The 23,491-nt window shown below is 28.0% G+C and carries 9 protein-coding genes and 4 tRNA genes; 6 read left to right on the plus strand and 7 right to left on the minus strand.

The window, feature by feature from the left end; all coding sequences use genetic code 4:
- The first annotated feature begins 21 nt into the window (after positions 1–21).
- Positions 22–1,146, plus strand: a complete 1,125-nt coding sequence (locus T385_RS0102330; protein WP_156953954.1) for a hypothetical protein — start codon at positions 22–24, stop codon at positions 1,144–1,146.
- A 447-nt stretch (positions 1,147–1,593) separates the two neighbouring features.
- Here the strand turns inward: T385_RS0102330 and lysS are convergent, their stop codons facing one another.
- The gene (lysS, locus tag T385_RS0102335; protein ID WP_029906198.1) at positions 1,594–3,060 is read right to left on the minus strand and encodes a lysine--tRNA ligase; all 1,467 of its coding nucleotides are present in this window, start codon (positions 3,058–3,060) and stop codon (positions 1,594–1,596) included.
- 91 nt (positions 3,061–3,151) lie between these two features.
- Between lysS and T385_RS0102340 the strand changes: the two genes are divergently transcribed.
- Positions 3,152–3,228, plus strand: a tRNA-Arg gene (locus T385_RS0102340).
- Positions 3,229–3,265: 37 nt separating this feature from the next.
- A tRNA-Arg gene (locus T385_RS0102345) sits at positions 3,266–3,341 on the plus strand.
- A 159-nt stretch (positions 3,342–3,500) separates the two neighbouring features.
- Here T385_RS0102345 and T385_RS0102350 read toward each other — a convergent pair.
- From T385_RS0102350 to T385_RS0102360, 3 genes are all read right to left on the minus strand, one after another.
- Positions 3,501–4,274 (minus strand): MAG0110 family membrane protein, encoded by a 774-nt coding sequence (locus tag T385_RS0102350; RefSeq protein WP_029906200.1) that lies wholly within the window; start codon positions 4,272–4,274, stop codon positions 3,501–3,503.
- Positions 4,275–4,344: 70 nt separating this feature from the next.
- A tRNA-Gln gene (locus T385_RS0102355) sits at positions 4,345–4,419 on the minus strand.
- Between the two features lies 1 nt (position 4,420).
- A tRNA-Tyr gene (locus T385_RS0102360) sits at positions 4,421–4,504 on the minus strand.
- Positions 4,505–4,893: 389 nt separating this feature from the next.
- Between T385_RS0102360 and T385_RS0102365 the strand changes: the two genes are divergently transcribed.
- Together T385_RS0102365 and gap are read left to right on the plus strand one after the other, a co-directional pair.
- The gene (locus T385_RS0102365; RefSeq protein ID WP_029906202.1) at positions 4,894–7,272 is read left to right on the plus strand and encodes a phosphoketolase family protein; all 2,379 of its coding nucleotides are present in this window, start codon (positions 4,894–4,896) and stop codon (positions 7,270–7,272) included.
- A gap of 230 nt (positions 7,273–7,502) precedes the next feature.
- Positions 7,503–8,510 carry a type I glyceraldehyde-3-phosphate dehydrogenase gene (gene gap, locus T385_RS0102375; protein WP_029906204.1) on the plus strand — a complete coding sequence of 336 codons (1,008 nt, stop codon included), beginning with the start codon at positions 7,503–7,505 and terminating at the stop codon, positions 8,508–8,510.
- A 35-nt stretch (positions 8,511–8,545) separates the two neighbouring features.
- On the opposite strand, the gene T385_RS03575 is transcribed toward gap, so the two are convergent.
- A complete protein-coding gene (locus T385_RS03575) occupies positions 8,546–9,190 on the minus strand; it encodes a hypothetical protein (RefSeq protein ID WP_029906205.1) in 645 nt (214 codons plus the stop codon).
- A 107-nt stretch (positions 9,191–9,297) separates the two neighbouring features.
- Between T385_RS03575 and T385_RS0102385 the strand changes: the two genes are divergently transcribed.
- Positions 9,298–10,674 carry a M17 family metallopeptidase gene (locus tag T385_RS0102385; protein WP_029906208.1) on the plus strand — a complete coding sequence of 459 codons (1,377 nt, stop codon included), beginning with the start codon at positions 9,298–9,300 and terminating at the stop codon, positions 10,672–10,674.
- A gap of 307 nt (positions 10,675–10,981) precedes the next feature.
- Here T385_RS0102385 and T385_RS03580 read toward each other — a convergent pair whose 3' ends face one another.
- Together T385_RS03580 and T385_RS0102395 are read right to left on the minus strand one after the other, a co-directional pair.
- Entirely contained in the window at positions 10,982–12,019 is a 1,038-nt protein-coding gene (locus T385_RS03580) for an HAD-IIB family hydrolase (RefSeq protein ID WP_029906210.1), read from the minus strand.
- A gap of 794 nt (positions 12,020–12,813) precedes the next feature.
- On the minus strand, positions 12,814–23,409 hold the full coding sequence (locus T385_RS0102395) for a rhoptry family protein (protein ID WP_029906211.1): 10,596 nt from the start codon (positions 23,407–23,409) through the stop codon (positions 12,814–12,816).
- Positions 23,410–23,491: the final 82 nt, after the last annotated feature.

Genomic DNA, 23,491 nt, shown 5'->3' on the forward strand with positions numbered 1-23,491 from the left:
AATATTATATATAATTTAGTTATGAAAATTAAGAAGCTTCTATATTCTTTTTTAACCTTAAATTCAATCTCAATTAGCTCAATTTTTGCATCCTCTTGTGTTTATAATAGTGAAGTATTGAATTCTAAAGGTTCGCATAGCATGATAAATTTAATTGAAGATATAGCTAAGAATTATTCAGGTAATACTGAGTTCAATATCATACCTATTGGCTCTAAATCGTCAATTTTAGCCTTATTAAATAATGAAAATGATTTAGCCTTATCTTCTGTAAATCCTAAAGATATTTTGTATAGTTTTGATCAAGATGGACATAAGCAAATCAATCAAGACATATACAATAAGTGAAGAGATAAAGAAATAAAAATTGCAAAAATTGCCAATGAAAAAATGGCTTTTTTATTAAAGCTGCCAAAAGGGTATGAAATTAAAAATTATCATTTTTCTAAAGAAAATTATCAAAAAATTTTAGAAGCTTTTTCTGGTTTAAGAGAATTAAAAATTAATGATCTTTTAGATGTAAATGAACATTATGGCGAGGAAAAGAACTTGAGTATTTTGCCCTTTTATAAAGACGGTGGTTACAATACATCTTCGGTTGCTTTAGCATTTGCACATCCTGATTATAACCCTTATAATATTAATTTAGAAAATAACCAAGAACTGCTAGCTACAGGTAAATTAGGAACAAAAAGTAATGTTATTTTTACACAGGATAACGCAACGCAAAGCTTTAAAACTTTTAAAGAATATGACTCTGAAGCTAAAATAATCGTCCTTAATTACAGTTATTTTAAAAATAATAATTTAAATAGCAATAGTGCAAAGAACTCGGGTTTTTTTATCTTAAAAAACAAAAGCGAAGGCAATGAACTTATTGATGTGGAAAATAATAATTACATATTTAATCGTAGCCTTTACCTGGCTTTTTCACTAAAAAATAGCAAAAAATTACCTAAAATTTATTCTTTTTTAAAATCATTTTATTCATTTAAGAAAGAAGGAGTTAAAGCAATATATGAAAATAATGCTGTATCACTTCCGAAAAAATTTTTTATGGATGAAAAAGATTTATCTCAAATAGATGATACTTATTGAAATAACCTTATTGCGGGAATTACAAAATTAAAATTTGATAATTTATAGACTTTAGATTAAATCATTAAATAAAAATCCGCAAATAATGCGTTTTTTATCTTAAACATTTTTTTCTATTGTTGTGTTTTTTGCACTTGCAACCGCAGTTTTTTTAGTAATATCGGCTTTAATGAATGCTCTTTTTTAAAGACTCTTTTTTAGTTTCTTTGTGTTGCGGCTTACTGATAACATAACTAAAATTGTGGCTAAAGGGGTAGCTGCAAATAATAAAAATTCATTATTCAAATTTACCCTTTTAATATTCTTATAAAAAAATGATAACAAGGATATATTATTTCATTTAAAAACGATAACTTTTAACAAAAGAAAATAATTTTTTAGCTATATTTGTGCATTTTTTGATGCTTATTGTAAATTTTCAATGACTAACAACGCTTTAATAGAAAAAAGTAAAAAAAACTAAAAAAATGGTTTGCATTTTTTTAGTTGCGAAACTTATTGCTTGATTTTTTTCAATGTTGGGAATAGCAATACATCTCTAATACTATCAGTTTCAGTTAATAACATAACTAACCTATCAATACCAATGCCACAGCCGCCTGTTGGTGCCATACCATATTCAAGCGCATTAACGAAGTCTCAGTCAATGTCGCTAGCTTCATCGTTACCTTTATTTTTTTCAGCCACTTGCTCTTCAAAACGTTGAAGCTGATCGATTGGGTCATTAAGCTCAGTATACATATTTGCATATTCTTTAGTATTAATGAATAATTCAGCACGTTCAACAAAACGGGGATCTTCGCCCACTGCTGATAGAGGTGATATTTCAATTGGATGACCCGTTAAAAATGTTGGTTGGACCAATTCATGCTCAACTAATTCTTCGTATAAAGCATTAATAATGTGGCCGATTGTGAAGAATTTTTCTAATTTAACATTATGCTTTTTAGCCACTGCTACAGCATTTTCGTATGAAATATTTCTAAAATCTACTCCAGTTTTTTCATTAACTGCATCAACCATATTAATACGTTTAAAAGGTTGCGATAAATCTACTTCAGTACCATTAATTGTAAATTTATATTTACCAATTTTTGAACATAATTCTTTTATTAATGCTTCTGTACGTTGCATCATGCCTTCAACATTTGAGTAAGCTTCATAAAATTCAATCGAAGTAAATTCAGGATTGTGGGTTGTATCTACACCTTCATTTCTAAAGATTCTTCCCATTTCGTAAACACGATCAAAACCACCAACCACAAGCTTTTTAAGTGGAATTTCAGTGGCTACACGAAGCACAAAATTTTGTTTAAAATCATTATGGAAAGTATTGAAAGGTCTAGCAGCTGCGCCTGAAAGGTAATCATGTAAAATAGGAGTATCAACATCTAAATAATCTAAATTATTAAAATATTCTCTTATCCAAGTCACAATTTTAGTACGCATCTTAAAACGTTCTCGACTGTCCGCATTCATTATTAGATCTAAATAACGGTGTCTGTATCGTTCTTCAACATCAACTAAACCATGAAATTTATCTGGTAATGGTTTTAAAGCTTTAGCTAATAATTTTAAGTTTGAAACTTTAATTGAAACTTCATTTGTTTGCGTTTTCATTACGGTTCCAGATGCTCAAATTATGTCGCCTAAGTCAAGTGTAGAGACTAATTTAGCTAATTCTTCATGTTCTTTTTTATTAAAATATAGTTGAATAGTGCCCAATTTATCTTTAATAACAATAAATGGACCGCGCATAGTCATTATTCTACCAGCAACATTTTTTTTAACTTTCAATCCAGTTAACGCATCCTTTTCGAAATTCTCATATTCATTTCTAATATCAAATGAGTTTTCTAAAATACCTAAATCGTAGGCTTTTTGGTATGCGGGAATATTATTTTCTTTATAAAAATCTAATTTCATCCGCCTAATATTTTCTTGTTCAGTGAATTTTCTCATGGTTTTCTCCTAATATAAATATAGAAATATAATTAATATTATAAATTTTATTCTTTGAATTATTAGAAAAATGTATAAAATATGTATACGTGGTCGCGTAGCTCAGTAGGATAGAGCACAAGCCTTCTAAGCTTGTTGTCAGAGGTTCGAATCCTCTCGTGATCGCCATTTTTTTTATTAAAAATTTTGATATAATACCATTAGTGTTCTCGTAGCTCATCAGGTAGAGCACTTGCCTCCTAAGCAAGTTGTAGCTGGTTCAATTCCAGTCGGGAACGCCATTTTTTATTTTTGTTTTTTTTCAATAATTGAAGCCTAAAATATTAAAAAATAAATCTTGTAAAGTGTTAATAATCGCAGTAAACAAATATCAATTAGTCGCTTCCAAAAGTTCTATATTACAGGATAATTAGTAAAAAAATCAGCTTAATGCTGATTTTTTATCCCTTAATATAGCTATAAAGTCTAAAGGCATAATAAAGTGCAACCATATAATCATAGAAAAGTCTAAATCCAAAGAAAATGCTCAATCTTAAAAATTCTTTTTTATCAGCATTGTCCGGATTTTTAAAATGTTTACTTAATCTGTGTATATAGTACATATCTATAATTATATAAAGGTACATCAAGATAAATGCAATACTTAAAATTAAAACATCCAATCAATTTCTTCTAATGAAAAATCCAACAGTTGCTGATATTAATAAAGCAAAAAAGCTAATGCTAATTAATACATAAATAAATTTTTCATTTAAACGATTAATTGAGCTTAACACACCTGAAAAAATAAATGCTGATGCTGGTATGAAAAGTAAAACGGTAAATTTTCAAGCAACACTAATATCAATTGTATTGTCATTAGCAATTGCTAAACCTGCAAAAGCAATTAACATTACGATTCCACCCACAAATAATGACAAAATCGAAGCAAAAATTAATAATAGCCATCATTTAAACTTGTAGCCAAAAATCATTGTTATCATAGCTATAATAAATAATGTTGCTAGGCTTCCTGCAATAATAAATATTTGTGCATACAAACTTAGTGAATAGACATAATTTACCACATCAGGACCATAAAAAGCCATTAAAAATGCACCAGCAATAGCTAAAATAAAAAATAAACCAAATCATAATAAGGTTGCACCTTTAAAACCTAATTTATGTTTATATTTAATATGGTCATTTTCCTGTAAAACATTGTATTCATTCATAATCATATTTATATTTTATATTAGTTTAATAAATTAGAAAAATAAAAAAAATCATCACAATGTGATGAAATGGCTGCCCTTGTTAGATTCGAACTAACGCATGATAGGACCAAAACCTATTGCCTTACCGCTTGGCTAAAGGGCAATGGTGGAGGGGGAGGGATTCGAACCCCCGAACCGTTAGGAAGTGGGTTACAGCCACCCGCGTTTGGCCGCTTCGCTACCCCTCCAAATGCTTTAATATTATAACTAAATTTTTTTTAGAAGAAAACAATAATTATTTTTTTTGTTTTTATAATTTGAATTTCTATAAAAACATATACCAATGCTATATTTAATTAAATATTATTGTTTATTTTGCAGAATTTATTATTAATTTTCTATTGTTTTCTGGCCCATAGCATATCTCAATAAAAAAATAATTAATTTTTATTGTTTGTTTCCAAAAAACCTGTTCTACAGTACTTTTAGGAACATGATTTTTTTATTTACGCGAAAAAAAATTAAAAAAGTTTATTTTTGTAATCATTTCCACATTTTATTTTATTGATTAGATATAATAGAATTATAAAAAAACAAACTAATTTATAATATATCAACTAAAAATAAAAGGAGAATTATGGCTAAAACAATTTACGATAGTAAAGCTTACTTACAAAAAGTCGACGCTTTTTGAAGAGCTGCTAATTATATTTCACTAGGTCAAATGTACTTACGTGAAAATCCATTGCTTCAACAACCCCTTGTTGGAGAACATATTAAAGTTTATCCAATTGGCCACTGAGGTACAATCCCTGGACAAAACTTTATTTACGCACACCTAAACCGTGCTATCAATAAATATGATTTAAATATGCTTTACATTGAAGGACCAGGACATGGTGGACAAGTTATGGTTTCTAACTCATATTTAGATGGCTCATATACTGAAAGATTTCCACATGTTACTCAAGATATCAAGGGTATGACACACTTATTTAAATATTTCTCATTCCCTGGCGGAACAGCTAGTCATGCTGCGCCAGAAACTCCAGGATCAATGCACGAAGGTGGCGAATTAGGATATTCATTATCACATGCTACCGGAGCAATTTTAGACAATCCAAGTTTAATTGCCGCTACAGTTGTTGGTGACGGTGAAGCTGAAACCGGACCATTAGCTGCAGGTTGATTTTCTAACACATTTATTAATCCTGTAAATGATGGTGCTGTTTTACCAATCTTACACTTAAATGGTGGAAAAATTTCAAACCCAACAATTTTAGCTCGTCGTTCAAATGAAGAATTAAAACAATATTTTTTTGGTTGCGGATGAGATGTTCACTTTGTTGAAACTGAAAAAACTAGAGATGTTCATGCGTTGATGGCTAAAACATTAGATAAAGTAATTGAAAAAATTATTAAAATTCAAACTGAAGCACGAAAAAATAGTGCAGCGGTAGCTAAAAGACCATTTTGACCAATGATCATTTTACGTTCACCTAAAGGCTGAACTGGTCCAAGTACATTTGGAAATAACGTAATTGAAGGAAGCTTCAGAGCTCACCAAGTACCAATTCCCGTTAATTCGAAAGACACAAAACACCTACCATTACTTGAAAAATGATTACGTTCATATCATCCAGAAGAATTATTCGATGAAAATGGCCAACTATTAAAAAAATGAAATATAGCACCAGAAGGCGACAAAAGAATGGCTATGAATCCAGCTACAAATGGTGGCTATAATTCAAAACCATTAAGCATGGGTAAATGGCAAGATTTTGGACATGATTTTGAAAAACCTGGAACTGTTATAGCTCAAGATATGGAATATCTTGGTAAATTCATTGGTGATTTATTTATCAAAAACCCAACGAATTTCAGATTATTCGGACCAGATGAAACAAAATCAAACAGAATTTTTGATGCTTTAAGTGTTTCAAAACGTCAATGACTAGATAAAATAGATGCAAGGTTAGATGAAGCTATGGCTCCAGCAGGCCGTGTTATCGATTCACAATTATCAGAGCACCAAATGGAAGGTTTTTTAGAGGGTTATGTTTTAACCGGAAGACATGGAATTTTTGCCTCATATGAAGCATTTTTAAGAGTTGTTGACTCAATGATTACACAACACCTCAAATGAATTAATAAATGTAAAGACTATAAATGAAGAAATGAATTACCTTCATTAAACTTAATAGCAACATCAAACGCATTCCAACAAGATCACAATGGATATACTCACCAAGACCCAGGGCTTTTAGGTCATATGGCTGATAAAACACCTGAAGTTGTTCGTGAATATTTACCAGCTGACACTAATACATTATTAGCTGTTATGGATAAATCTTTACAAGAAAAGAATGTAATTAACATTATTGTTGCATCAAAACAACCACGTGAACAATTCTTCACTAAAGCCGAAGCCGCTGAAATAGTTGAAAAAGGTGCAAAAGCCATTTCATGAGCATCAACATGCAACTTAGGCGATGAACCAGATTTAGTTATGGCTTCAGCCGGCACAGAAAGTAACATTGAAGCTTTAGCGGCAATCACATTGTTAAATAATGAATTCCCAAAACTTAAAATTCGTTATGTTAACGTAGTTGATTTATTAAAATTACGAAGCCCTAAAGTTGACCCAAGAGGTTTAGATAACACTACTTTTGATAAATTATTTACCAAAGATAAACCAGTTGTTTTTGCTTTCCATGGTTATGAATCATTATTAAAAACTATTTTCTTTGACAGAAATAATCACAATTTAATTCCTCATGGCTACCGTGAAAGAGGTGATATTACTACATCATTTGATATTCGCCAAATGTCTGATATGGATAGATACCACATTGCTATTGATGCAGCTAAAGCTGTTTATGGTGAAAAAGCTCGTACATTTATCGATAAAATGAAGGAAACTTTACAATTCCACCACGATTATGTACGTCAATATGGTACAGATATTCCTGAAGTTAAGGAATGAAAATGAGAAGGTGTTAAAAAAGTTAAATAGTTTAAAAAGCAACAAAAAAAATATTGTTGCTTTTTTTGTTTCAATTTTCACTATACTACAGGAAAATTGGGAACAAAAAAAGCAAAATAATTATTTTCCGGATATAATAAAACTTTAAAGTTTATGGAAAAAATACCACTTTTTTTGCACTTTTGTTTATCTTCGTAAATATCTTCTATTAAGAATAAATATAATTATAGTATTAATAAATAAAATGAAGGATGTGAAAAATGAAAAGAGTAGCAATAAATGGTTTTGGAAGAATTGGACGTTTAATTCTTCGTCACCTTATTGAAAAAAATAATGAAGAGCTACAAGTTGTTGCTGTTAATGACTTAACAGATACAAAAATGTTAGCTCACTTATTAAAATATGATACAGCTTTTAGACCTTTAAATGCTGAAGTTACACACGATGAAAAAGCAATTTATGTAAATGGTAAGGAAATTAAAGTGTTCTCAGAAAAAGATCCTGAATTACTTCCATGAAAAGAATTAGATATTGACATCGTTATTGAATGTACAGGCTTCTTTGTTAAACGTGAGGGATCAAGCAAACACTTAAAAGCTGGAGCTAAAAAAGTTGTTATCTCTGCACCTGCCGGTAGTGATGTTAAAACAGTTGTTTACAATGTTAATCATGAAACTTTAGATGCTTCAGACGATATTATTTCAGCGGCTTCATGTACAACAAACTGTCTTGCACCAGTTGTTAAAGTGTTAAGTGATAACTATGGAATCGTTAATGGATTCATGACTACAGTTCACGCATTTACTGGAGACCAAATGCTTCAAGATGGCCCTCACCGTAAGGGAGATTTACGCCGTGCACGTTCAGCAGCACAAAATATTGTTCCTTCAACAACAGGAGCTGCTAAAGCTATTGGATTAGTAGTTCCTCAAGCAAAAGGAAAATTAGATGGTATCGCTTTACGTGTTCCAACTATCACAGGTTCATTTGTTGACTTAACAGTTATTTTGGAAAAAGAGCCAACCGTTGAAGAATTAAATGCTAAATTCAAAGAAGCAGCGAGTGAATCATTTAAATATGAAACTGATCCTATCGTTTCTTCAGACGTAATTAACTCAAGCTATGGTTCGATTTTTGATGCAACTTTAACAAAAGTTCAAGATGTTAATGGCAACAAAATTTACAAACTTTATGCATGATACGATAATGAAATGTCTTATGTTTCAAACTTAGTGCGTACAACAACTTACTTTGCAAAATTAAAATAATTATTTTTAAGTCTATGCAGCAGCCTAGACTTTTTTTAATTAACTTTATTTAAAAATAAACAATCTGAATTTATCCAATAACCTTTTGGTAATTTACTAAAATCACTGTACTTCAGAGAAATTGGTCAAAAAACACTGTTTATTGCACTATGATCACTATTATAAAAAGAATTATTAATCTCATCAATATTAAAATTATATAAATTCCCTTTTTTTGCATAAATAACTAAACACTTATTGCTTTTATCTGGTTTTGTGGCAATAATCAAATCGCTTTGCTCATATGTTTGATGTTTTTCGTTCGCCTGTCTAATGCGAAAATATATATTATTTTTATTTAGGGCCAGTGTATGGTTATTTTGAATGATTTTAATAAATAAAGATAGAGCTTTTATTTTTTTTATAATCATTTTCTTACTATTTTTATCACAATTATTAACAATATCACTTAACTTGATCTCGTCATTAGCAATTTTTAAAACAAATTCTAAATCGCTAAGCTTTTTATAATTATTTTTTGATCATTGTAAACCTATTGCATGTTTAAAAAATTCCTTACGAAACATTAATCTAATACGACAAATAAATTTATCTTGTTTTTTTAAGATGCTTAAGGATGAATAAGAGTGAACCAAGACATAATAACTTATTGTTGTGCTTTTAAATTCTTTATTTTCCATACTCATTTATATCTGAAAAAATAATATTTTAGAAAAAGTGGAAAAAAATAGATTTTTTTAATATTAATATAATAATATAATTATAAATAATTAATATGGAGGATAATATGCAAACTTACTACAAAGAAATACCAAAAAATGAAATAATCTTAAAAGCTTGCTTTGAAAGTTCTAAAAATGATTATGCAAATTCAGAATTATTTTTAGCTAAAAACGGCCTAATTACAGAGTTTTTAGATAAAAATCAAGCTTATATTTACATTGAAAAAGATTTCAAAACTTATGATGATTTAATTAAAATTATTGATCAAAATATTATCTCGAAAGCTAATAGAGATTATGTAATCGATGTTTTATCATTCGTTAATAGTGAATTGCACAGCGAGGATGTTGTTCATGCTTTTGCAAATAGAATTTTATTTTATGAAGCTAAGTTATGAAACATGAAAAATAAAGCGGACGAGAAAAAAAACTTTGGCTTGTTTATCTCAAATGACTGCTATGAAGAGCTATTAGATGATTATAAAATAATTTTTGAAGCTAGAGATAAAGCTAGAAGCTTACAAATTATGCCTGAAAACTATTGTACATCAGTGATGCTTGCTCAATATGTAGAAGAAGATTTAAAAAACATAAAAGGATTAAAAGTAACTGTTTTAGATCAAAAGCAAATTGAAGAATTAAAAATGGGATTATTATTATCGGTTAACCGTGGCTCAACTCATGAGCCACGTGTTGTGGTAATTGAATATAATGGCAATCCTTCAAGTGATAAAAAAATTAGCTTTGTTGGTAAGGGTATAACTTTTGACACCGGTGGAATGAACACTAAAGGATATGATATGGAAGGTATGAAATTTGATATGTCCGGTTCTGCAATAGTTGCTTATGCACTTAAAGCAATGGCCCAATTACAACTAAAAGTTAATGTGGCTGCTGTGATGTGCATCACCGATAACCGACAAGATGGTGACGCTTCATTACCAGAAAACGTTTATACATCTATGTCAGGAAAAACCGTTGAAGTAACAGACACTGATGCTGAAGGAAGATTAGTTTTAGCTGATGGAATTTTCTATTCAGCTGAAAAATTAAAAGCTACAACAATAGTTGATGTTGCGACATTAACCGGAGCGGTTGTAAAAGCACTTGGTCAAGATTATTCTGGTGTTTGATCTACAAGTGAAACAAACTGAAAATTATTTGAAAAATCAGCTCAAAAAGCTCATGAAAAGGTTTGAAGAATGCCTCTACACGATGATTTTCATGAACCAAATGAAGCATCATTAGTGGCTGATTTAAATAACTATAATAATGACGAAAAATCAGATTCCAATACCGCTGCAATGTTTTTAAAACAATTTACCAAAGATGTGCCTTATATTCACTGTGATGTTGCCGGCACGGCAGATTTATCAGGAAAACCTCAAGGTGTATTAGTCAATACTTTAGTTGAGTTTGCTAAAATCTATTTTGCTAAATAATTTAAAACAACACAATAGCTGTGTTGTTTTTAAATTTGACTAATTAAACTGTGCCACAGCAGTTTAAGATAAACAGAACGTAAATGTTTCTTTAAAAATTAAGCACTATATTTTAATTATATTTTTTAATTCGTTGCTATATTGTTGTCAATTAGCAAAACTAATACCTTGTTTATTAGGGAAAATTAAATAATTGTTTTTAGTAAAATTTTTGCTAAAAAGGCTATTGCATTGTAAAAAAAGTTTGATTAAAAAATAAAAAAATACAAAACACAAATTGTTTGTATTTTTTTGTAGAGATACAAAATTAATTGTACCTATTAAAAAAGTCTAGTATTCAGTCTTCTGAAGATGTAAGATTGCTTGTAAAAGAACTTTCATCTTTTGCTCGCTGCATGGCATCATTAGGTGTAGCTGAAAATCCAACTAAGTCAAACAATTTAATATCATTAACAGCATCACCAAAAGCCATAGTTTTAGCTAAATCTAAATTAAATTTATTAGCATATCAAACATATGAGCTACCTTTAGTGACACCTTTAAACCCTATATCTAGCATAGTTCTCTGTGTTTGTTCAACCTCTAGCTCTTCAAATTGCTTTAAAAAATCTTTAATTTCATTTAATTTTTCAATTTCATTAGCCTTGAAGGATGCTAGAATCTTGGCAACCTTAAGCTCTTTTAACTGGTTATATGTAATATTCATTTGCAAACTTTGCCCCATAAAACTTGCTAAATTAGCTTTTTTAAAATACTCAGTTTTATCGGTGTTATTAGCTGCAAAACCTTTATCATGGTGTAAAAAGTAAGCGAAATCTAATTCTTTTAATTTTTGCATTATTTTTCAAACGATATCCGTTTCAATTTCCTGCATATGAATAATTTGATTGCTTTCATAGTCGTGAATCATGCCACCATTAGCACAAATTAAACCCTCGTTATATGGTAAAAATGAAATATATGGAGCAAGCATTCATAGGTTTCTACCGGTATTAATAATTACTCTTTTACCTTTTTTTATTAGCTTTTTCATTGGTTCGATGGCAGACATATTAAATTCTTTGTTAGGTTTTAATAATGTGCCATCCATATCAAAAACAAAGTTATCAAAATCATTTATTTTTAATTTATATTTTTCCAAAAATACTGTTTTACTAGCTTTATCGAAGAATTTAAATTTAAAATATTCTTTTTTATCAGTTTGAAGATTTGTTAGTAACAAAACTGTATTTGGTTTTAAATTAAAATCACTTTCGCTAAAATTACTTATTAAATTTAATTTAATTTGCTTATTTTTTAACAATTCATTAAACACGAAATCACTTACATTAATTTTTTTAATCATAATTTTACCTCTGCATTTAATTATATTATTGTTTGCTTGACTACATAAAAAAATTAAGTTTTTTAAGCATAGAATAACCGATTTTTTAATTTTATACTTATATACAATAATGCAATAAACGAAAGGCTTACTATGAGAAATTCGATTAAGCCATTATCAAATCTTAAACTATTACTACTCTAGCATTAGTTATCTAAGTACCGACGAATACAGATAAAAGTAATAACACTAAAGAACATAAATTAATTACCGATCTACTTTAAATTCCTTCAGACAATTCTTTAGATTTAGACTAGGCAAAAAACATGAATGATTAATAATATCGCCAATTTGCTGTAGTTAATGAAAAAAATCAACAATTCAGTTAAACATGATCATAATTTAATTAAAATTTATTTAATTAGAAAATTCTAATGAAGATTTAAATAAAATTGATTTTAAAAAGCAACTAATGGGTTAATTGAAATTAATATGAAGTTTTTTAATATATTAATGTATACTGAGGAATATTTTATCTAGCTTGAAAACAAATTAATTTTGATTATGAAACATAAGTAACTAAAGAAGAAAATTAAAAATAGAGACAAAAATTCATTAGGCAAAAATACATAGGGTAGTGTAGAAAATTTTGTGTAAATTAAATCTTTTTTTGTTGCATATCCCTGGTTTTCCATACCAAATTGTAATCCCTAGTTGAATTCTATCTAAGAGGTTCATTTTGTTTGATATTTGAAAGTAATAATACGATTTTTATGAAATTAAAATAAAAACCAAGCCCTTAAAAGGCTTGCTTTTTATTTTTTATCTAAATCATATTGATCAATAACATTACCTTTTTCGCCCCTGTAAAAATCATAGGCTTTAAGGAAGCTGAGTCCTAACATTATTTTTTGATATGCAATATTATTATTTTGTTCACTACTTATTCTGCGCAATAATGCTTTAACAGAATAAAGTCCATGTTCTTCTTGTGCATTATTGTCACTATGATTAGCAAAACCGAAACCAGCTATATCGTCAATTGCTTTATATAAATCTTCATTTGAAAGATTATTCATTTCTCCAATTTTTCTATAGGCGTATGTAAGTATTGAATCAGTTTTTTCATAATCACCAAATTTATGACTTTTAATGTCTGCCTCATTAGGCCATTTAATATTTCATTGCGTTGCACCGCTTAATAAATCTCTACTATCATCTCTATTTCAGACACTGCCACTTGGCTCAATTTGTAATCACATATGTGCCAACTGATCGGCTGTTCTATCATTTTTACCATTTTCAGTATATACATATGTATCGCCAATGTTGCTACCTCTATTTCTGTATTCTTTGATAAACCCTTCTTCATATCTAAATTTTTCAATTAATTCTCAATATCTACGATCTAATCTAAGATTATCGGGATTGCCGTGAATATTTTTGTGATTTCTAGCCACAATTCCTTCAATAAATTCTATAGTTTGAATTACGGCAAATAATTTTTTAGATTGATAATATCTTGTTAGGATAAATTCTCTTTCTAATGCTTGGGCATTATCAGGATTTTTAATAAGATTTTTCCTATACTCCTGTAAATAAGCTTTTTCTGGAGCATTTAATTTGCGTTTTTGTTCCTTTTGCGGATCCTTATCTTGAGCTTTTAAATTCTTTAATCTTGTTTCAGCACGATTATAAAATTCATCAATTGCCCTCATTTTTTCAACTAAAGCTTTAATTTTGTCTGTCGTATCTGCTTCACTTAGTTTAGTCTGATATTCTCCTCATACAATTTGATCATCAGAAGTATCAAGATCAATATTATCAATTCATTGTATAGCTTCAGGTAAAAAAGTTAAATATTCATTTGCATCAGGAATGATTATATCAGTAATTGTATCTTTGTCAGGGGCATTAGATGCTCTGTTTTTAAAGTTAGCTAATGCAGAGTCAGGCATATCCTTATCAACTATCACATTTAATAAATCAATGTAGCCATGATAAAGAGGAATAACGTTATCATTAAAATCTTCCAATTCTTGTGCAGATTTTTTATTTCTTGCTTCACGCACAACCTCTTCATAATTTTTAAATTTGTCTGTTGTATTCCGAGCCAATATATCTTTATATGTTTCAATTCAGCCGCTTAAATTTCCTGGACCATTTCAAAAGCGTTCTAATTCAGCTTTGAAATCTTTAATTTCTTGTTTCATTTTATCTGCTTCAGTATTATATTTTGTTATTTTTTCATCAATATCTAATAGTGTACTTTCAACAATAATATCTTGTTTAAAGTTTTCTTTTAAATATTTAACCGATTCAATAACATTATCAACATATTTTTTAACTTCATTAGCATTATTAATTGAATCTGAAATGGCTTTTTGTTCTAAATGGTTTTTTAATTTTGCATAAGTTTCTTTTACTTTTCGCTTATCTTCTTCACTGTTAGCATGTCTGTTATTATCAATATCTTTGTCTTCAAATTTGACATTATCTTTGATATTTTTAATAGCTTCATTGAAAATCATAATTGATTTTAAAGTGCTTTCTAATTTCTCTTTACTGTCCGCACTTGCATATTTACTTTGAAAATTAGCAAGCACTTTGGCTTGAATAGTATTATCTATAGCTTGCAAGGCACTATTAATATTAGTTATTAATTGATTAATTTCATTTAATTTTGTTTCTAAGGTTTCAACTTCACTTAAATCATCTAATTGTGATTTGTTTTTATTGAATTTTGTAATTAGATCCTCAATTAATTTTGCTTTAGAAGCTTTTGAAGTTTGTTCATTTACTCCGCTTGGATAAGCTAAATTATTAATAAATTTAGTGTAATTAGTCTTTAATGCTTCAAGATATTTATCTGCGATTTGTTTCATAGCATTATCATCATTTTCTGATAATAATTTTGATTTATCAACATTATCTATTGCGTCTAAAATAGCTTGTTTACTATCTAAATGGTTAAATCTGTTTACGTTTTCTTTTGCTACAGCTTGTCCAGTTAAAAGAATTTGTTTTTCTAATTCAGCAGGGGTGAGTGATGGATCTGAATTGGTTGTTTTATTAAATCTATCAATTAAACCACGTGCTCTGGTATTTGTAAAATAAGTAGTAATAAGCTTATTATAAATTTTTACTTTTTGATCCCAATCATCAGGAAAAACATTTATAACTTCTTCAGCTGTGGTTGCTCTTTGTAAACCTGTCTTAATTTTAGATTTAGCCTCAGCATTATTATCAATATATTCTAATGAATCAACCTTATTAGCTCGACTATTCATTGCTTCTTTTAAAGCATTTAAATCTTTGTATTTTTGCTCATATTCATGGCTTTGCAAGTTAGAAATCGAATTTTTTAAGCCTACTACAGTACTTTTTGTTAATTCAGATTCTTTATTTGGATAATCAATTTGATCAATAATTGCTTTCAAATTATTTTCAAATTCTGCTTTAACTTTGTTAGCTAATTCTTTTGATTTTTCAGCATTTGTTACGGTTAGAATCAAATTATTAAAATCATTAACTTTATCTTCAGTTTTGCCTGAATAATTTTGGAAAGCATCAACTAATTTCTTAGCTCCTGCATATGATTCTTTAAAACTATTTACGTTTTCTTTAACGCCGTTTAAATCTTCAACTGTTTTAGCTTTATCTAAAATATCTTTAAATTCACTTTGGTTAGATTCAACACCTATAGTCTTCAAAATGTCTCTAATTTCTTTTATTTTGCTATCTAAAGCTGAAAACTTCTCGATGATATCTTGAATGTTTGCCAAATTATTTTCTTTGTTTAATAAGTCTTTATAATAGGCTTTTTGCTCATTATTTAAATTAGTTAGTCCTTCTATTTTAGCTAATGCATTTTCTTTAAGTATAATTTTATCCCTTAAAGCCTCTGCCATAACTTTGTTAGTTACTTTATCTAATTCGGCGTTATAAACATTAAGCTTATTAACATCTTGATTTGGTTTGGCTTCATACTGTTTAATTAATTGTTCAACTTCTCTAAATGCTTGTTTAAATTCTTTAACTACCGTTAATAAGGATCTTAAATCATTAGCTCGTGTAGCATTTTTATAAGTGGATTCAACTTCTGTTTTGTTCGATGGTTTACCAAAGTCTAATAATGCAGTTTTAATTTGCTTACCGAGGTCATTAAAATTATAAATTTCAGTTGTATATCTTTCAATATCACGTTTAGTTGTTTGCTTTAATATTTCTGTTGTTACTCATTTTAAGGCATTTTCTGTAACATGAGTTTTATCAATATTTAAGTACTCAATAACAGCGCTATATAAAGGCAATTTGTTAACTACTATATCTCTTAAATTTTCTATATTTGTCGTTCTTATTTCTTTTAATATTTGTGCATAAGTTTTGTAATTTGAGCCATTTACTAGTCTTTTAGACGAATCTTCTTTACTATTTTTTTCTAAAACATCTGAATTTGCCTTAATAAATTTGCCATATTTATTTTCGCCTTCATTATCTTTTCAGAACATATCTAATAAGCTTTTAGCATTATTAGCATCTGAAATTACATTTTGAATTTCTGATACAGTATTAGTGTTAATCAATTTTTCAATTAATGTAGCCATCATTAATGTATCTCGATTAACAAAATTAGTTTTTATTAATTCATAAGCTTTTTTGTATTCATCAAGTAAAGGTCTTTCATTTTCAAGGTCATTAAAATTAACTAGTGCTAATTTGGTAGTTAGTTTATTTCTTAATTTAGCTAATTTTTCATTTACTGCATTGATATCTTCTTCACTGTTATCATAATTTGTGATGTCAACCATACTTCTATCAATGTCTGACATTGAATTAATTATGTCTTCTAATTCTTTATATTTATTAATTTTTGTAACCAAATCATCTAAATCTACTTTTGTTGCTTTATTAGCAAATTCATTGTTAAATTCAGCTTGTTTTTGTGTCGATTTAATCTGTGCTACAGCATTTTTAACATTATTTACTGCTTCTTGAAGACTTTTAATTTCATCAACTAAACCATTAATTCCGGTGTTGATATTAGCATTTTTGTCAACATGATGTTTTTGTACTAATGCTGATATGATATTGGCTTTTGTATTTTTAGCTTGTTCACTATTTGGGTAAGCTAAAGCATTTATTGCTTTTTTAGCATCTTCGATAGTTGCATTATTTACAACATCATAGAATAATTTTAAAGTATCTTGGGTGTCAAATTCACTGATTGCTTGATCTTTTAATTCATTAATTTCTTTTTTAGCATTATTTTTGATTGCATCATCCATTAATAAATCAATTCTGGCTGTTGATAATGCAATCATTCTTTCAATAAGGAACTGTTTCAATTCCGCTTCATTTAATCCTTTAGTGTCGTCACTATTTTTGACTGGATAAGTTCTATTTAAAGCACCTAATGCTTCTGTATCATGTCCAAAATAAGTATTAATTGTATCTTTATATTTAGAAACTTTATTTTTTCAATTTTCATCCAATAACTTTTGCAAGTCTTCACTTTTAGTTATACCATCTATAGCATTAAACAATTGAGTTATGGCATGTGAGTTTTCATCTGGGTAAGGTAGTTCCTTTACTAATTTAATTGTTGATGTTAGTAAATTGCTAAACTCTTGAATTTCTTTCTTTTTATTTTCTATATCAGCTTCAGAATTTAAGCTATTTACTTCATCAGTAAGTTTTTTAATTGAATTTTGAGCCTTTTCTAAATGTTTATTCGTGTAAGGAAGATTATTGATTAGCTTAATTAATTCTTCTCTTTCATTTTGTAATTTAGCTTTTTCTAGAACTTGTTGTATGCCTTCGTTGTTTTGTTGTTGGTTCAATTCATCTTTAAATGCTTTGATTTGTTCAGAACTTAAATTTTTATATCTTATCTCTAATTGTTTTGCTGCAATAGCAATTTCAATTTGTAAATCAATATTATCAAAGTCTGATTCTTCTGTGGCTTTATTTCTTAAACCATCGATTTTAGTTAGATATTCATCATCAATTTTTGGATTTGCTGTAGATAACTTATTAATAGTTTTAAGCATTCTTTTCAAAATCTTTTGTATTTTTTCATTGAAATGCTTAACTTCTTCTTCAGTTGTTTTTTGATCAACCTCGGAATTTAATTTATTAATTGCTTCTTGTGCTTGATCTGGCTGTGGATAAGCAATTTTAGCGACTAAAGCCTTAGAATCGGATTTTAAAGAATCTAAAATTATTTTATCAATTTCAGCTAAATCATTTTCAATATTAACTTCGCTGATTTGTTTTTCTTTAATTAATGCTTTTTTGGCATCCTTTTGGTCATTTGATAAGTTATCTAATTCATCAATGAGATTATGGGCCACAGCACGTTTTGAATTATAAATATCTAAATTCAATCTATTAAAGTCTTCATCAGTAACTACTTTTTCAAATTCAGCCAATAATGGTTCAGTGTTCGTAATTGGATAAGGAGTTCTTACAATATAGCTATAATGTTTATTTAACTTTTCGGCAAAAATATCAGGAATTAAAGCCTTAACATCTTCCTCGGTTGTTAACTTAGTTAAGTTATCTTTTCAAGTTTGTCTAGCCAATGCATCATTTGTTTTGTAAGGTAAGTTATCAATTTTTTGCGTGGTTTCTTTGATTGCATTATCTAATTTTTCTATCTCATCCAATTTATCTTTGTAATCTTGTTCTCCAACGATATTTGAATATTCTTGTTTTAGCTTAGATATAGAGGCAGTTTTTAGTGAAATATCCTTTGATGGGTAAGCCAATTTTTCAATTCTTTCATCTAAATCAGCTTTATAAGCTTCGTTTAGAATTAAGTTCATTTCATTTCAAGATTTACCATTTAATTTGTTAACTAAATTATCAGCTTGTCCATTATTACTATTTTTTAAATTAGGTAATGCTTTTATTTTATCAGCTATTTCTTTTTTATCAGCTTCCATACTCTCATTGATTTTGCTATGAAAGGCTGTAAATTCTGATGAATTTATTTTTGTGTTAAGCTCATTATTAAAGTTACTTATTTTAGTTGGATTAAGCTTATTGATGTTGTTAACTGCCTTATTGATTTCAGTATCTAATTTACTAATTTCACTATCCCATTTATTTTTTAGTTCAGTAGTGTCGTTATTTTGATCCTCAAAATCAGTTGTTATGTTATTTATTAATGAAGTAACACCTTGTGATTGCTGACCATTATTTTTAGGGTATTGTAAGTTTTTAACTCTTTCAATTAATTGTTGTTTAACACTTTCGCGATACTCTTCATCACTTTGTTGTTTAGCTTTTTCAATATTAGCCATTAAAGCATCAAAATGTTCAGGTTTATAGGCTTTATTTAATTCAACTAATAAATCTTTTTTACGTTTTTCAGCTTCTTCTGTTGATGTGCTAGTAAGTGCATTAATAGCGTCTTTGGCTTTTTTGATTTCGTCCGGGATTGCTTTAACGTTATTTTCAATATTTTTTAGCTCATTTTTATCAGCTTTATTTATCTCTTCTTCTAATTTAACTATAGCGTCAGGAATTTGACTATTAGTTTTGTCATAATCAAGTTGATTAACTGTTTTTTTAAGTTTGTATTTTTCAATTTCTAGATGTACTTTTTCTAATTCGTTGGTTTCTAAAATGGCTGTAATTAGCTTATTTAAGTCTTTTTTTGCTTCGCCTAAATTATTTACATCATCGCTTGTTAAGGAATCGATAGCGTCTTTGGCTTTCTTAAGTTCAACTTTAAATTCTTCTACAGTTTTTTTCTTTTCTTTATAAGTTTCTTCATTAATTACAGTTTGATCTATTTTATAGTCAAACTCCTTTTTAGTTTTTTCATAATTAGCTTTTATTTCTTCATCAGATTCACCTGAAACATAATCGCTAATATTAAGCATTCCTTTTAGCTCATCTTTATAATTTTCTAAGGTTGCTTCGCGAATGATATTATTAATTTCATTTATGTTATTAGCATGATCGATTTTATCTTTATATTCTTGTTTTTTAATTTCAGAATTTAAATTATTTAGGCTGTCTATAGTGTTTTTAGCTTCATTTTTATCTTGGTCGAATGCATCTTTTATTTTTTTATTTAACTCTGTAAAATGTTCTTCCGTGTAAGATTTTCTTAACTCTTCAAATAAATCTTTTTGTTTAGCTTGTGAAATTTTTTCTATGTTAGCTTTTGCTTGCGTAATTTTAGCTTTGATATCATCTAATTTATTTTTATATTCCTCTATTTTTTCTTTTATACCTTCACCATTTGCATCAACATATTGTTTTTTAATTTCTCCAATAGCTGGTGCATCGTTATCTATTACAATAACGGCTCCACCATCTTTGTTTGGGTAAGGTAATGCTTCAATTTCATTATCCAAAGCTTCTTTTTGATTTTGAATATCTAGCTTATTGTTAATTAGCTGCATTAAATTGTCAAAATCTTGTTGTTCCTTAGCGGAATTAAAGGTTGTTTTTATTTCATCACTTACATATTTAAGTTTAGCTAGCTCGGAATTGGCTTGAGTAATATTATTTTTAATTGTAGACAATTTGTTGCCGTAATTAACAATGTCATTTGAATTTGCTAGGCTATTAATTTCATCTTTAATTTCTTTGACTGCTTTAGCATTATTTTTATCTGGATATTCTAATTGTTCAGCTTGGTTAATTAATTGATTTTTTATATCTTGCAGTTTAGCTTCTTCTACGATTTTTTGAATTTGATCATATGTCTTTGTGCTGTCTTTATCAATTTCGGTATTAAATTTATTTTTTTCATCAGTATTTAAATTATTTAAGCTATTTACAGTATTTTTAGCATCGCTTTTATCTTTTAATTTTGCTGCCTTAATCGCATCTTCAACATCTTTAAATGCATTGTCTACTTCAGCTAATAAATTGCTTTTATCTAATAGATCACTTAAATTTTGGTGGTTGCCTTCACTAACTTCATGGATTTCATCTTTCAATTTATCAATGCTAGGACTTAAAGTATTAATTTTTTGGTTAATTTCTCTAACTTTATCAGTTTTTTGTTCATGAGTTAAAACAGTATTATTTTCAAGATCTTCAATAACTTTAAGCATTTCTTTTACTGCTTTAGAATTTTTACCCGATGGGTAGCGTAAATTACTAATTTTATCTTTTAAGTCATTAAAAGCATCATTGGCTTCGGCTTTTATAATTTGCTCTGTTTCAGCATTAATTTCATCTATTTTATTTAAAGCGTCCTCACCCTGCTTGATATCGATATTTTTAATAGCGTTATCTTGTTTATCCTTATTATTATCATTAATTATTCTATGGTTATTTTTATATGCTTCAATTTTCTTTAATACAACCTTTATTTGTTTAATATTTTCAGCAGAATTTAAATCTTCTTTTAAGTCATTTTTAACATTTTCGCTTAAAACAGATTCGTTGATTAATGCTGTAGCACTGTCTTTTTGGTTATTAAAGATTGAATTTGCTTTTTCCTCAATTTCTTTTAATTCGCTTTGTTTTAAGGTATTTTTATTGTCATCTAAAATTTTATTTAAGCGTGTAAATTCTTTGTCATCATCTAATTTGCTTACAGCTTTCTTTGCTTTATTTCAAGCTTCTAAAAGAATTTTATTAATATCTTCTTTTATTCTTTCTAAGTCATCTAAATAAGTATTTGGATCATTAATCTTTTCTTTAAATTGTTCTTTTACCTTGCCATTATCTAATTTATCTAAAAGTTTTAAGATGTCATCCTTAACATCATTAGCTTCTTTTACATGCTGGTCAATTTCTTTTTCTATGTTGTTAAGCTCATTTTCAGATTTTGCATCTTCTAATTTTCTTTTTAATTCAGATTGTTTATTTTTACTCTTAACTTCATTATTAATTCTATTGGCAACTTTTTCTTTTTTAGGCGAATAGTAAGCTTGAATATTAGTGATAATATCTCATAATTCATAAGCCTGAATATCAGCTTTAGCTAATGTATCTAAATACTTTGTTTTTTCATCAGATTCATTTAAGCCATTAACAAGTTTTAGAGCTTCTTCAACCAAAAAGTGTAATGAGAATGAATCATTAACCAATTTGATTAATGCATCTTTATTTTCTTCATTTAAATCTTTTAATTTTGCTTCAATCTCGCTTTTGTTTACTAGTTGCACATTGTGATTTAGCTTGTTTGATAAAACACTTTGAATAATAGACACTAATTTATCTTTATCTTGTTTTGCTAAAAGCTCTATAACTTGCTGCTTTAAGCCAATTAAATCTTTAAAAGTTTTAGCTTCACGTAGTTTTGCCTTTAGTTCATCTTTTTGTTGAAGATCTTTAATTTCTACAATATAAAGAGAAATTTCATAGTTTAATAAATCTCTTAACTGCTCTGAATATCGAGCTATATTTTCATAAGCTACTTCGTTTTTGGTTTCGATTAAAAGCTTTTCATTTTCTAATTCACTAGGTATATTTTCTAGTTTATTGGTCAATGATTTTTTAGTTTCAGCAATAATTAAACGACCTATTTCGGTTGCAACAATATTTTTAATTTCATTAATTGAATTTGAAATTTTAGCTTTAATTTGGTTAATGTTTTCGCTTGTTGAATCTAAAATTTCTGCCTCAAAATCTCTTTTTACATTCTCATCTTTAAATCATTGAGCTAATATTAAAGTGTCTAGTTGATTTTTAATTAATTCTAATTCTTCTTTAGTTTGGGCATTTTTTACCCTTGCAATTAATTCGTCTTTAATATTTTGAGTTAAGCTCGATTCATTGATTCTTTGAATTAATGAAGCCTTTAATAATTCAAATGCATTTTGATCTTGTTCTTTGGCAAGCTGAATTAAAATATCTTGATTTAAACTATTTAAATCATCAAGATTTTTAATCTTATCATTTAATCTATTTTCAAATTCTGATTTTTTATCGCTATCCTTAACTAAAGCTATGTTATCTTTAACTTCTTTTTCTAAAGCAATACTTTTTTCAACATCTTTAATTAATTTGTTTTTAGAATCAGCATCCTTTAAATTTTGAGATTCGTTTTTTAGGGCTTCTTTTAATGAGTTTGAACCTATTTTATCTATAGCTAAGTTGATTTTATCTTTTTCTGATTTTATTTTATTAGCTAAATCATTTAACAATTTATCTATAGCCTTTTTGTTATCAATAGAATATTGTTCAGTTTTTTTATCATTTAAAAAGCTATCTATTTGTTTTTTTGTCTCATTGTCGCTGTCTAAAAACTTTGATTCTTCTTTTAATTTTTCTCTTAAAGCTTCATATTCTTTAATTTTATTTTTTAAGTCCTGATCAGCTTCAGCATTTTTATTTCTTAATAAATAAATTAGTGTTGCAGCAGCAACAGACGATAAAGCTACTCCTGTTGCAAGTGCGGCAAATCTTTTTTTACTTGGATCTACAGCCATGATATCACCTTTCAATTTTCTTTATATAACCTTCATTTTAACAAAATAATCTTATTTTTTTACTATATTGATGTCGTGATAA

Source organism: Mycoplasmopsis opalescens ATCC 27921 (assembly GCF_000712185.1).
Taxonomy (GTDB): Bacteria; Bacillota_I; Bacilli_A; order Mycoplasmatales; family Metamycoplasmataceae; genus Mycoplasmopsis; species Mycoplasmopsis opalescens.